Below are 12,602 nucleotides of genomic sequence, written 5' to 3' on the forward strand. Positions count from 1 at the left end.
CTACGCTCCTGCCTGTTCGGTGGCGCTTTCGGTTCCGGCAGCCTGGGCAAGGGCGACCGTCCGCTTCTCGATCCGCTTCTCGCCGGCGGGCACCACCACCACCCGCTGGACAAAGATGCCGGGAGTGTGGACGTGTTCGGGGTCCAGCTCCCCCGGTTCCACCAGCTCCTCCACCTCGGCAATGGTGATCTTGCCGGCCATGGCGCAGAGCGGGTTGAAGTTCATGGCCGTTGCGTGGAAGACGAGGTTGCCGTGGCGGTCGCCCTTCCAGGCGTGGACAAGGCCGAAGTCGGGTGTCAGCGATTCCTCGAGGACGTAGTCCACACCGTTGAAAGGGCGTACTTCCTTGGCGGCTGAGGCGATGGCGATGCCGCCGTCGGCGTCGTACTTCTGCGGCAGGCCGCCGTCGGACACCTGGGTGCCGACCCCTGCCTTGGTGTAGAAAGCGGGGATCCCGGCGCCGCCGGCCCGGAGCTTTTCCGCCAGCGTCCCCTGCGGGGTGAGGACCACCTCAAGCTCGCCGGACAGGTACTGGCGTGCGAACTCCTTGTTCTCGCCGACGTAGGAACTGACAGTCCGCCGGATCCTGCCGTCACGGAGCAGGACGCCCAGCCCCCAGTCGTCCACGCCGCAGTTGTTGCTCACGGTCTCGAGGTCCTTCGTGCCGTGCCGGTGCAGGGCATCGATCAAGGCCACCGGGATTCCGCAGAGGCCGAACCCTCCCACCGCGAGCGACGCGCCGTCGGGAATATCCGCAATGGCTTCCTCGGCGCTGGCAACAACCTTGTTGATCATCGTTGGTCCTTTCAAGGGTCTCGACAGGCTCGACCACCGCGTGGCATTCCCGACCAGCGGGCTGGTTACAGTCCGAGTTCGCGGGCGATGAGCATCAGCTGGACCTCCGTGGTGCCCTCACCGACTTCAAGGATCTTGGAGTCGCGGTAGTGGCGTGCCACGGTGAATTCGTTGATGAAGCCATAGCCGCCGAATACCTGGGTGGCATCCCGCGCGTTGTCCATGGCCGCCTCGCCTGCGACCATCTTAGCGATGGCCGCCTGCGTCTTGAACGGCTTCCCGGCCAGCATCCTGGACGCGGCGTCGTAGTACGCCAGGCGGGCAGTATGGGCCCGGGCCTGCATCCGGGCGATCTTGAACGAGATGGCCTGGTACTTGCCGATGTGATGACCAAACGCGCTGCGTTCCTTGGCGTACTTCACCGACAGGTCAACACAGCCCTGCGCCGCCCCCGTCGCCAAAGCCGCGATGGCGATCCGGCCCTCGTCCAGGATGGAAAGGAAATTCGCGTAGCCCCGCCCCTCCGCACCGAGCAGGTTCGCTTCCGGCACCCGGACGTCCTTGAGCGTCAGCGGGTGCGTGTCCGAGGCGTTCCAGCCCACCTTGTTGTAGGCCTTCTCCGCCCTGAAACCCGCAGTGCTGGTAGGTACCAGGATGGTGGAAATCTGCTTCTTGAGGCTGCCATCCTTGCGTTCCTTGTGACCCGTCACCGCGGTGACCGTGACCAGGCGCGTGATGTCGGTCCCGGAGTTGGTGATGAATTCCTTGTTGCCGTTGATCACCCAGTCCCCGTTCTCGCGATGGGCGTGCGTCTTGGTTCCGCCGGCGTCCGAGCCCGCTTCCGGCTCCGTGAGTCCGAAGCCGGCGAGCGCCTTGCCCGAGGCCAGCAGCGGCAGCCACTCCTCTTTCTGGGCCTCGGTGCCGAACCGATACACCGGCATGGCGCCGAGGGAGACGCCTGCTTCCAGCGTGATGGCCACGGACTGGTCCACCCGGCCCAGCTGTTCGAGGGCGAGTGCCAGAGCGAAGTAGTCCCCTCCCATCCCGCCGTGCTCTTCCGGGAACGGCAGCCCGAACAGGCCCATGTCCGCCATCTGGGACACCACCTCATACGGGAAGCTGTGCTCCTCATCGTGCTTGGCCGAGACCGGCGCCACCACGTTGTCCGCGAAGTCCCGGACGGTATCGCTGAGGTCCTGGTATTCCTCGCTGAGCTCAAAATCTGCCATGGCTAGGCTCCCTTGCCTGTGTTGTTGGAATCCTTGTTGGAATCCGTGTTCGACTCCGTGATGGAATCCTGAAGTGAATCTGCGTCTGGATCGGTGGTTGAAGGGTGGATGGTGGCCAGCACCTGGTCCGCTTTGACCGGCTGACCGGCCTTGATGCTGATATGGACCGTGCCGGCCACCTCTGCGACCAGCTGGTGTTCCATCTTCATGGCTTCCACGGAGAGAAGGACCTGGCCGGCATCCACGGTGTCGCCGTTGCTGACCGCAACGGATACCACCGTGCCGGGCATGGGCGAGCGCACCTCCGGGTCCGCGGCGCCTTCCTCACGCTCGACGGCGGCGAGCACCCGGACAAGCCGGGACTCCCGCGTCAGCACCTCGAGCCGGCAGGACCAGCCACCGTTGCCGAGGAACAGTTCCGCGGAGACTCCGGCGGGCAGGTTGGCCGGGGTGAGGCTGACCGGGCCCGCGTCCACCGGGGCCAGGGAATACTCCGTGGTTTCGCCGTCCAGGATCAGGACAAGGCTCCCGCGGCCCGGCAGCCGCAGCGAGGCCGTCCGCCAGGGCCCGTCGCCGACGCGGACCTGGACCGGGCCGGCGGCCACGCGGCCTGTGACACTCACTGCTGCGATGCCGCCGTCAGGCGTTCCCAGGCTGATCCGCCGGGGCGCCGGCGCTCCGATCCGCCAGCCGTTGCCGGCCTGCCAGGGACCGGGGGGCGTCCCGGCCGTGTCCTGTTCCCCGCTCACAACGGCGTACAAGGCGGCCGCGACCAGTTCGGCGTCGTCAATCCGCCGGAAGGAGAAGTCCGGCATCTTGCGCTCGATCAGGCCGGTGTCGAGATGCCCGGCGCGGACGTCGGCGTCGTTGATCAGCAGCCTCAGGTACTCAACATTCGTGTCGATGCCAAGGGCCGTGTAGCCAGCGAGGGCCGCGTCCAAGGTATCCAGGGCAACGGTGCGGTCCGGGCCCCACGCGATGACTTTGGAGATCATCGGATCGTAGCTGGAGGAGATCTCGAGCCCCTCGAGCAGGGCCGAATCCACCCGGATCATGCCGGCTCCGTGATGGGGCATTTCGTCCAGCAGTAGCACCGTCCCGGTGGACGGCATGAAGTTCCGCTCCGGGATTTCCGCGTAGACGCGGGCTTCGGCGGCGTGCCCGTTGAGTTCGACGTCGGACTGGCGGACCGTCAGTTCCTCACCGGCGGCGATCCGCACCTGCCATTCGACCAGGTCAACGCCGGTGACCATTTCGGTCACCGGGTGCTCCACCTGGAGGCGGGTATTCATCTCCATAAAGAAGAACTCGTCAGGGGCCTCGTCGGAGACCAGGAACTCCACAGTTCCCGCGCCGCTGTAGTGGACGCTGCGGGCCGCCTGGCAGGCGGCCTCGCCGATCCGGGCCCTGGTGGCCCCGCCGTCGTGCAACGACTCCAGCAGCGGCGACGGCGCTTCCTCAATCACCTTTTGGTGGCGGCGCTGCAGCGAGCATTCCCGCTCCCCCAGATGGATCACGTTGCCGTGGTTGTCCGCCAGGACCTGGACCTCGATGTGCCGCGGCGTGCGGACCAGCCGTTCAAGGAAAAGCGTGTCATCGCCGAAGGCGCTCGCGGCGACGCGGCGGGCGGTGGCCAGCGTGGCTTCGAGGTCCTCGTGGCGCTCCACGATATGCATGCCCTTGCCGCCGCCGCCCGCTGACGGTTTGATGAGCAGCGGGAACCCGACGGCGGGCGCGGCCTCCATGAGCTGCGCGTCGGTCATGCCCGGTTCGGCAATCCCCGGCACCACGGGAACCCCGTAGCCGGCCACGTGGTTCTTGGAGCGGATCTTGTCGCCCATGATGTTCAGCGACTCGACGCCGGGGCCGATGAAGGTGATGCCGGCGGCTTCGAGGGCGCGGGCAAAATCGACGTTCTCGCTGAGGAAGCCGTAACCGGGGTGTACGGCCTCGGCACCGGTCTCGCGGCAGGCCTGGAGGATCGCCTCGATCTTCAGGTAGCTTTCTCCTGCGGCGGCAGGGCCGATCCGCACGGCGGTGTCAGCCTCGCGAACGTGGCGGGCCCCGGCGTCGGCGTCGGAATAGACGGCTACGGAGCGGATACCCAGGGCACGCAGTGTGCGGATGACGCGGCAGGCGATCTCCCCGCGGTTGGCGACGAGCACGGTGCTGAACAGCGGCTTCTGCCGGATTGCGGAAGGAACGGCGGGCATGGAAACGGTCATGGCTGGCTCACATCCGGAAAAGGCCGAAGGAGGTCTCCGGCAGGGGGGTGCGGGAGACGACGTCGAGCGCCAGTCCCAGGACGGTGCGGGTATCCGCGGGGTCGATCACGCCGTCGTCCCAGAGGCGGGCGGTGGAATAGTACGGGCTACCCTGGTCTTCGTACTGCTGTTTGATCGGGGCCTTGAAGGCTTCCTCCTCCTCTGCGGACCATTCCTCGCCACGGGCCTCGTACTGGTCACGCTTGACGGTTGCGAGAACGCCGGAGGCCTGGTTCCCTCCCATCACCGAGATGCGGCTTGCCGGCCACATCCACAGGAAGCGCGGCGAGTACGCCCGCCCGCACATGGAGTAGTTGCCGGCGCCGAAGGACCCGCCGATGACGACGGTCAGCTTCGGCACCCGGGCGGTGGCGACGGCTGTGACCATCTTGGCGCCGTTCTTGGCAATGCCACCCTGCTCGGAATCCCTGCCCACCATGAACCCGGAAATGTTCTGCAGGAAAATAAGCGGAATGCCGCGCTGGTCGCAGAGTTCGATGAAGTGCGCGCCCTTGAGCGAGGACTCGCTGAAGAGCACGCCGTTGTTGGCCACGATCCCCACCGGGTGCCCGTGCAGTCTGGCAAAACCCGTGACCAGGGTGGTGCCGTACTCCTTCTTGAACTCGTGGAACCTGCTGCCGTCCACCAGCCGGGCAATGACCTCGTGGACGTCGTACTGCGCGTTGACGTCCGTCGGGACGGCACCGTACAACTCCGCCGGATCCGCGAGGGGCTCGACGACGGTGTCCACATTCCAGGCAGGGGCAGCCGGCCTCGGCAGGGTGGAGACGATGTCCCGGACGATCTGCAGGGCATGCTCATCGTTCTCCGCCAGGTGGTCCGTCACACCGGAGATTTTCGAGTGCACGTCACCGCCGCCCAGTTCCTCCGCCGTGACGATCTCCCCGATGGCAGCCTTCACCAGCGGCGGACCGCCCAGGAAGATGGTGCCCTGGTTCCGCACGATCACCGTCTCATCGCTCATCGCCGGAACGTAAGCGCCGCCTGCCGTGCAGGAGCCCATCACCGAGGCGATCTGCGGGATCTTCGCGGCAGACATCTTCGCCTGGTTGAAGAAGATCCGGCCGAAATGCTCCTTGTCGGGAAAAACTTCGTCCTGCTTCGGGAGGAACGCCCCGCCCGAATCCACCAGATAGATGCACGGCAACCGGTTCTCCAGCGCTATCTCCTGGGCGCGGAGGTGCTTCTTCACGGTCATCGGGTAGTAGGTGCCGCCCTTGACGGTGGCGTCGTTGGAGATCACCAGCACCTGGCGGCCGTGGACCAGGCCGATGCCGGCAATAACCCCGGCGCCCGGCGAGTCGTTGTTGTACATGCCGTTGGCTGCCAGCGGCGCGATCTCCAGGAACGGGCTGCCATCATCGAGCAGCCGGTCAATGCGCTCCCGGGGCAGCAGCTTCCCGCGCCCCACATGGCGCTCCCGCGACTTCTCCGGCCCGCCCAACGCGGCCTCAGCCAGCCTGGTCCGGAGCTCGGCGGCCAGCGCGAGCTGGGCAGCGTTGTTTGCAGCAAACGCTTCACTTGCGGCATCAAGCCGGCTGGCGAGAGTCTCCATCGACTGCATCCGTTCATCATCTATTGAAAGCCACCAAGGGCCACCGGCGAGAGCCGTAAAAGCCAGCTCGGTTAATGCTTTATAACTGGAATTCAGGTTAGTCTTTATTAACTGTGATGTCCAACACAGCAGGACATTGCTAGAATCGGCTGTTCCTAGGAGGAAAAGCGTGCCCACCACCCGACCGGTCAAGCCGTCCGCACCGGCTTTGGCAGCCCAGCCGGATTCAGCAGCACAGCCCGATTCAGCTACGCGGGCCGCTTCGGCGACGCCGGCAGCTCAAGGAACACCCGCGGCCGCGGCAGCCCCCGGGACGCCGCGCAGCCAGGCGAAGGAGAACCGCCGCCAGGCGCTGCTTGCCGCCGCCGCGGGGCTCTTCGCCCTGCACGGATTCAACCGGGTATCGCTGGAAGACCTGGGCGCCGCGGCCGGTGTCAGCGGCCCGGCCGTCTACCGCCACTTCGAGGGCAAGCAGGCGGTGCTGGGAGACCTGTTGCTTACCGTCAGCCGCGAGCTGCTCGACGGCGGCCGGCGCGTCATTGCCGAGACCACGGACCCCCTCGCAGCGCTCCGCAGGCTGGTGAGGTTCCACGTGGAGTTTGCCCTTGGCAAGCCTGACGTGATCCGGGTGCAGGACCGGGATTTCAGCAGCCTCAGCCAGAAGGACCAGTCCGAGGTACGGGCACTGCAGCGGAACTACGTGGAGATTTGGGTGGAGGTCCTGGCGCTGCTGCATCCGGGCACCGACGCCGTCGAACTGCGGATGCGGGCGCACGCTACGTTCGGCCTGATCAACTCCACGCCGCACTCGGTGCGGAACCACGGACGGAAAATCGCGCCCAAAACGGCGAGGCCACTTCTCGAGAGCATGGCGCTGGCGGCGCTCACGGTGAAAGTTCCCCAAGCCTCCTGACCGGGACACGATTTCAAGAGCGGGCCCCAGAGGCTCCCGGCCACAGGAGCGGCCCTGGCCCGCATAACCGGTGCGGGGCAGCACCGCTAATGCGGGCCAAGGCCGCACTTACGAATCAGGACCTGACGCAGGAAGTTACGCGGCCCAGGCCCCGGAGTTTTTGTCCAGATAACCCGAGTTCAACCGTCCGAAACCCGGATTATCTGGACAAAGACCCGCGGGTTAGACCATCGTGAGCACCATGCCGGGTTCGGCCAGGATGGCGCCAATATCGGCGAGGAACCTCGAACCCTGCTCCCCGTCCACCAGGCGATGGTCAAAGGACAGACTCAGCGTCATGACCTGGCGCAGGGCCACCTCATCCTGGAATTCCCACGGCATCTTCCGCACGGCCCCCATGGCCAGGATGGCAGCCTCGCCGGGGTTCAGGATGGGAGTGCCCGCGTCGATGCCGAAGACCCCGATGTTCGTGATGGAGATGGTGCCGCCGGACAGGTCTGCCGGCGCGGTCTTGCCGGCCCGTGCCGTCTCGGTCAACCCGGTCAGGGCTTCGGAAAGTTCCAGCAGCGACAGGGTATCCGCGTCCTTGATGTTCGGCACCGTGAGCCCACGAGGCGTCGCGGCGGCGATGCCCAGGTTCACGTAGTTGAACTGCACGATCTCCTGGCTGGCTTCCTCCCACCGCGAGTTCAGCGACGGGTTCCGCCGCAGCGCGATCAGCACAGCCTTCGCCACGAGCGTCAGCGGCGTGAGCTTGTAGCCGGAAAAGGCCCGGCTCGCCTTCAGCTTGGCCAGCAGGTCCATGGTGGGCGTGACATCCACCGTGAGGAATTCCGTCGCGTGGGGAGCCGTGAAGGCACTTGCCACCATCGCGGCGGCCGTGAACTTGCGGACACCCTTTATGGGGGTCCTGACTTCCCGCCCACCCTGTGGCGCCAGTCCGGCGCGGGAAACCGAATCGGATACGGCGGAAAGATGGCGTACCGGTGCCGACAATTCGCCACCGCCAACAAAATTCTGGACATCCTCCCGCGTGATCAGGCCGCCGGCTCCCGTGCCCGCGACCGCGGCCAGCTCGACGCCGAGGTCCTTGGCCAGTTTCCGGACCGGCGGGGTGGAGCGTGGGCGCTCCGCGGCGTCGGTTTCGACAGGCTCAACCAGAGGGTTTTCGGGTCTGACAGGCTCGGTTTCGACGAGCTCGGTCCTTACGGGCTCAACAACCGAAGCGCGAACAGGTTCAGCCGCCGGCGTTGTAAAGGTGCGGGCCCGGCGGGCGGGACGGCCTGAGCTTTCGACGACGGCGCCGTACCCCACCAGGTTCGGCTCGCGTTTCGCGGTCCCCGCTGCAGCAGGGGCCGCCCCGGCGGGCGCCGCCCCTGAACGTGAGGCGCCGCCGTCGTCCGCTACTTCGAAGGAGACGATCGGCTTGCCCACCTCCACGATTGTTCCCGGCTCTTCATGCAGCGCAGTGATCACGCCCGCGAAAGGTGACGGCAGCTCCACGACGGCCTTTGCGGTTTCAACCTCGGCGATGACCTGGTTCAGCGTTACCGTGTCCCCCACTGCCACCTTCCAGCTGAGGATTTCTGATTCCGTGAGGCCTTCGCCGAGGTCCGGGAGCCTGAATTCCTTGATCATGGTGGCGCTCATCCTTCCAACCCGCTGAGGGAGTTCGGGCGTCCGAGGGCGCGGTCCACGCCGTCGAGGATCCGGTCCAGGCCGGGCAGATGGTGCATTTCAAGCTTGGAGTACGGGTAGGGAATATCGAACCCGGTGATACGGACGGGGGCGGTTTCGAGGTGGTAGAAGCACCGCTCCGTAATGCTGGCCGCAACTTCGGCGCCCAGGCCACCGGACTGGCCGGCTTCATGGGTGACCACCAGCCTGCCTGTTTTCCGGACAGATGCTTCAACGCTTGCGTAGTCCACGGGTGCCAGCGAGCGCAGGTCAATGACCTCGATGGAGACGCCTTCGTCGGCGGCCGCGATTGCTGCGTCCCTGGCCGTCTTCACCAACGGCCCGTAGGCCACGAGCGTCACGTCCGTACCCTCGGTGACAACTCGGGCGGAGTCCATGGGCAGCGCGGTGCGCGGATCGATGCCCTCATCCACTTCACCCTTGTCGTGGTAGCGGCGCTTGGGTTCGAAGTACAGGACCGGGTCATCGGACAGGATGGCCTGCTGGATCACGGTGTGGGCATCCTGCGGGTTGGAGACGCTGACCACGCGAAGCCCCGACGTATGCGTGAAGTACGCCTCGGGCGACTCGGAGTGGTGCTCGGGCGAGCCGATGCCGCCTCCGAACGGGACGCGGATGGTGATGGGCATCTTCACGGCCCCCTGGGTGCGGTAGTGCAGCTTTGCCACCTGGCTCACGATCTGGTCGAAGGCAGGGTAGATAAAGCCGTCGAACTGGATCTCCACCACCGGGCGGTAACCGCGGTAGGCGAGGCCGACGGCGGTGCCCATGATGGCCGACTCGGCCAGCGGCGTGTCCACCACACGGTGGGTGCCGAAATCCTTCTGGAGGCCGTCGGTCACCCGGAAGACACCGCCGAGGGTACCGATATCCTCGCCCATGAGGATGACTTTTGGATCGTTTTCAAGGGATTTGCGCAGGCCGGAATTGATGGCACGGGCAAAGGTCATCTGGGTCATCAGCGTGCACCTTCTTCTGAGGTGGCTCCCGCGGGATCGCCGAAGGAAGCCAGGTAACGGGCGTAGTGGTCCTGCTGCCGGTCCAACCACGAGTTGGGCTCGCTGTACACGTGCTTGAAGATGTCCATCGGCTCGGGATCGGGCATGCCGATGCAACCCGAACGGAGTTCGCGGGCGACTGACTCCGCCTTGTCGTGAACGTGCTGTTGGACCCGATCCGTGAGGAGTCCTTTGCGTTCCAGCAGGGCCTTGACCCGCAGGATGGGATCCTTGGCAGCCCAGTCCTCCAGTTCATTGGCGTCACGGTAGCGGGTGGGATCGTCGGCGGTGGTGTGAGGTCCCATACGGTAGGTGACCGCTTCGATGAAGGTGGGCCCGCCGCCGTGCCGGGCACGGTCCAATGCCACCCGCGTGGCTGCCATCACGGCCAGCACATCATTGCCGTCCACCCGGAGGCTCGGAATGCCGAACCCGGCGGCCCGGTCCGCGATCTGGATGTGGGACTGCAGCCGCACGGGCTCTGAGATGGCCCAGTGGTTGTTGGAGCAGAAGAAGACTACGGGCGCCTGGAAGCTGGCGGCAAAGACCATGGCCTCGTTGACGTCGCCTTCGCTCGTGGCACCGTCGCCGAAGTATGTCACCGCCACCGAGTCCGCGCCGTCGTTCTGGATGCCCATGGCGTAGCCCGTGGCATGCAGGGTCTGCGCGCCGATGATGATCTGCGGGGTGGCCATATTCACGGTATACGGATCCCACCCGGAGGATGCCGTGCCGCGCCACACCCGGGTGATGTCCGTCAGGTCCACGCCGCGGCAGTACGCCACGCCGTTTTCCCGGTAGCTGGAGAAGACAAAGTCGTCCTCGCGCAGGGCCCGGCCGGAACCGACCTGCGCCGCCTCCTGCCCCAGCAACGGGGGCCAAAGACCGAGCTCGCCCTGACGCTGGAGGGCGGTGGCCTCAACATCGATCCGCCGGATGACCGTCAGGTCCTCGTAGAGGGAACACAACTGCTCATCCCCGATGTCCTTCACCCAGGGATCAAACTCCGGGTGGCTGATCCGCTCCCCTGCCGGGGTAACCAGCTGGATCAGGTTCCTGTCTGTAGACACGATGGCACGCAACCTTCTCACGTCGTTTGACCGGAGCCTGGGGACTTGTGGTCCCGCCCGCCGCCGGCCGCCCGGGCGCCGTTGCCCCGGATAATTGTGACCCTACTCACAATGCTCAATGGGTACAACCACCGCCGTGGATACTGCGCATTATGCCCTATCTGCACCGCTCTCACCGTGCTAACGTTGCGCATTATGCAAGCTTTGGATGGCACCGACACACGGCTACTCTCGGCCCTTGCCCGCGACCCCCGGCGGACCGTGGTGGCGTTGGCCCAGAAGCTGGGACTGTCCCGGAACACCGTGCAGGCGCGCATGGCCCAGCTGGAGAAGAAGCACGTCTTCCTGTCCTTCGAACGTCGTATCAACCCGGCATCCCTGGGCTATCCGCTCATGGCGTTCATTTCCGTCCACGTCCAGCAGCAGAAACTGGGACAGCTGGCCCATGACCTCGCCGGCATTCCGGAAATCCTGGAAGGCTACGGCCTCACCGGCTCTGCTGACCTCCTGCTCCGGGTAGTGGCCCTGGACGCCGAGGACCTCTTCCGGATCAACGGGAAAATCCTGGCGTGCGATGGAGTGGACAGGACGGACACGGCACTGGCCATGAGCGAACTCATCCCGTTCCGCATCCAGCCGCTGCTCGAGCGGGGATCCGAAGACACATAGGGCCAGCAGCCCCCACTACCGCCCCCGATACCCGGCCCCGGCGGGCTGGGTTATAGGCTGTTCCAAGGTGAATCCATGGGTGCTCTTCAGCGGGTCCCAACAATAAGGCAGTGCCAGTGCGTTGCCGGAAAGGCTCCATCGTGAGCAATCCTCAGGGACCGTACCAGCCGGTCCAGCCGGCGGCCTGGCCCGCGCAACCAACGGGGCAGCCCGCGCAACCAACGGGGAAGCCCGGCAACCCCGGGGAGCATGGCGCGCCACCGCTGCCCGGCAACCCGCCACAGCACGGTGCACCGTCGCAGTTCCGTGCGCCCGCGCAGTTCCGTGCGCCCGCGCAATACTCGTCCGAGGGGCCGTTCGGCCTGCCTGGACAAGAGCCCCCGGCGCAAAGCCGCCGGAAGCTGTGGACCATCCTCGGCGTTGTGGGAGGTGTCCTGCTGCTGGCGGTCGTGGGCGTCCTCATCCTGGTCAACATTGTCAACGGCGCCACCAACCATGCCCGGGGCCTGGCTGACAGCTTCACCAAGCTGGTGATTGCCGGCGACAGTTCCAGGGCCTACGACGACTATCTTGACCCCGCCCTCCATGAGCAGCTGACCAAGGAGGACTTCATCGCCGGCATCAAAACCCTGGCGATGGACAGCACCTGCAAGACTGTCTACAACGAGGTCAAGGCAAGCACCGAGAACGGCACCAAGTCGGCCGACGTCGCCGGCCTCATCACCTGCGACGGCGACAAGAAGATCGACCTCGTCTACCGCTTCGAAGGCACCGACGAGCTGAAAATGATCAACATCAAGCTCAAGCCCCAGGCCTAGCGCCACACAGCCCAAGCCCGCACGCCATCCTCACGGGCCCGTTGATCTTCTTGTCGGTCTCCGGGGTTTCGTGGTGACCTCCGGCATCGGCTTCTTCGCCACGGAGGGCGCCAACCTCATCATTCTTGAAGTGAATCCGCTGCACAATGTCATCCACCTCGCGATCGGCGGCGCACTTCTGTACGCGGGCCTGAAAAGCACGGCCATGGCCCGCACGGTCAACACCGGCGTCGATGCCGTCTATCTCCTCAGCCACCTCGCGGCGCTGCTGCTCACGCTCATGATTGTCGCGTCGGGCCCCTGGCAGAGGGGCGCCGGCTCCGGGGAATGGACGACGACGGCATGGCGCCCGCCGCTGCCCGCCCGGGCATCCTGCTGGTCACCGCTTTCGCCGGTGCCGTTGCTGGTGGCCGGAATCGCGACGCCTGGACTCGCCGCTTCCACAGCGGGCCAGTTTGCGGTGCCGCATGGTCGGCACGGCGGTCCGGCCATGCCGGCGGGCCACCATCAGCGCTGACGCCCCCGCCTTTTGAACGTCGCCTGCGGCTGAACGTCGCCTGCGGCTGAGCGTC

The 12,602-nt window shown here is 66.0% G+C and carries 10 protein-coding genes and 1 pseudogene; 4 read left to right on the forward strand and 7 right to left on the reverse strand.

Annotated features, from left to right (window positions below; all coding sequences use genetic code 11):
• The 4 genes from NFC73_RS03605 to NFC73_RS03620 form a co-directional block, all read right to left on the reverse strand.
• Window positions 1-795 (reverse strand): CoA transferase subunit A, encoded by a 795-nt coding sequence (locus NFC73_RS03605; protein WP_254747702.1) that lies wholly within the window; start codon window positions 793-795, stop codon window positions 1-3.
• A gap of 65 nt (window positions 796-860) precedes the next feature.
• Window positions 861-2,024, reverse strand: a complete 1,164-nt coding sequence (locus NFC73_RS03610) for an acyl-CoA dehydrogenase family protein (RefSeq protein WP_254747704.1) — start codon at window positions 2,022-2,024, stop codon at window positions 861-863.
• A gap of 2 nt (window positions 2,025-2,026) precedes the next feature.
• Window positions 2,027-4,249 (reverse strand): acetyl/propionyl/methylcrotonyl-CoA carboxylase subunit alpha, encoded by a 2,223-nt coding sequence (locus tag NFC73_RS03615; RefSeq protein ID WP_254747707.1) that lies wholly within the window; start codon window positions 4,247-4,249, stop codon window positions 2,027-2,029.
• A gap of 7 nt (window positions 4,250-4,256) precedes the next feature.
• Window positions 4,257-5,864: a carboxyl transferase domain-containing protein gene (locus NFC73_RS03620; protein WP_254747709.1), complete on the reverse strand. Its 1,608-nt coding sequence runs from the start codon at window positions 5,862-5,864 to the stop codon at window positions 4,257-4,259.
• 208 nt (window positions 5,865-6,072) lie between these two features.
• Between NFC73_RS03620 and NFC73_RS03625 the strand changes: the two genes are divergently transcribed.
• Window positions 6,073-6,777: an SACE_7040 family transcriptional regulator gene (locus tag NFC73_RS03625; RefSeq protein ID WP_305884503.1), complete on the forward strand. Its 705-nt coding sequence runs from the start codon at window positions 6,073-6,075 to the stop codon at window positions 6,775-6,777.
• Between the two features lie 222 nt (window positions 6,778-6,999).
• Here NFC73_RS03625 and NFC73_RS03630 read toward each other — a convergent pair whose 3' ends face one another.
• Genes NFC73_RS03630 through pdhA form a run of 3 tightly spaced genes read right to left on the reverse strand, consistent with a single transcriptional unit; the run spans window position 7,000 to window position 10,543 of the window.
• Complete coding sequence (locus NFC73_RS03630) at window positions 7,000-8,427, reverse strand: dihydrolipoamide acetyltransferase family protein (RefSeq protein ID WP_254747711.1); 1,428 nt, start codon at window positions 8,425-8,427, stop codon at window positions 7,000-7,002.
• The gene (locus NFC73_RS03635) at window positions 8,424-9,434 is read right to left on the reverse strand and encodes an alpha-ketoacid dehydrogenase subunit beta (RefSeq protein ID WP_254747712.1); all 1,011 of its coding nucleotides are present in this window, start codon (window positions 9,432-9,434) and stop codon (window positions 8,424-8,426) included. Before NFC73_RS03635 ends, NFC73_RS03630 begins: the two co-directional genes overlap by 4 nt.
• Window positions 9,434-10,543, reverse strand: coding sequence for a pyruvate dehydrogenase (acetyl-transferring) E1 component subunit alpha (gene pdhA, locus NFC73_RS03640; protein ID WP_254747713.1), 1,110 nt, complete (start codon window positions 10,541-10,543; stop codon window positions 9,434-9,436). The genes NFC73_RS03635 and pdhA overlap by 1 nt, the downstream gene beginning before the upstream one ends.
• A 195-nt stretch (window positions 10,544-10,738) precedes the next feature.
• Here pdhA and NFC73_RS03645 point away from each other — a divergent pair, with 195 nt between their 5' ends.
• From NFC73_RS03645 to NFC73_RS20685, 3 genes and pseudogenes are all read left to right on the forward strand, one after another.
• Window positions 10,739-11,212 (forward strand): Lrp/AsnC family transcriptional regulator, encoded by a 474-nt coding sequence (locus NFC73_RS03645; RefSeq protein WP_254747714.1) that lies wholly within the window; start codon window positions 10,739-10,741, stop codon window positions 11,210-11,212.
• Between the two features lie 140 nt (window positions 11,213-11,352).
• A complete protein-coding gene (locus tag NFC73_RS03650) occupies window positions 11,353-12,030 on the forward strand; it encodes a hypothetical protein (protein WP_254747715.1) in 678 nt (225 codons plus the stop codon).
• A 55-nt stretch (window positions 12,031-12,085) separates the two neighbouring features.
• A pseudogene (locus NFC73_RS20685) lies at window positions 12,086-12,547 on the forward strand (DUF4383 domain-containing protein); the annotation flags it as partial.
• Between the last annotated feature and the right edge of the window lie 55 nt (window positions 12,548-12,602).

Source organism: Pseudarthrobacter humi (assembly GCF_024294965.1).
Lineage (GTDB): Bacteria > Actinomycetota > Actinomycetes > Actinomycetales > Micrococcaceae > Arthrobacter > Arthrobacter humi.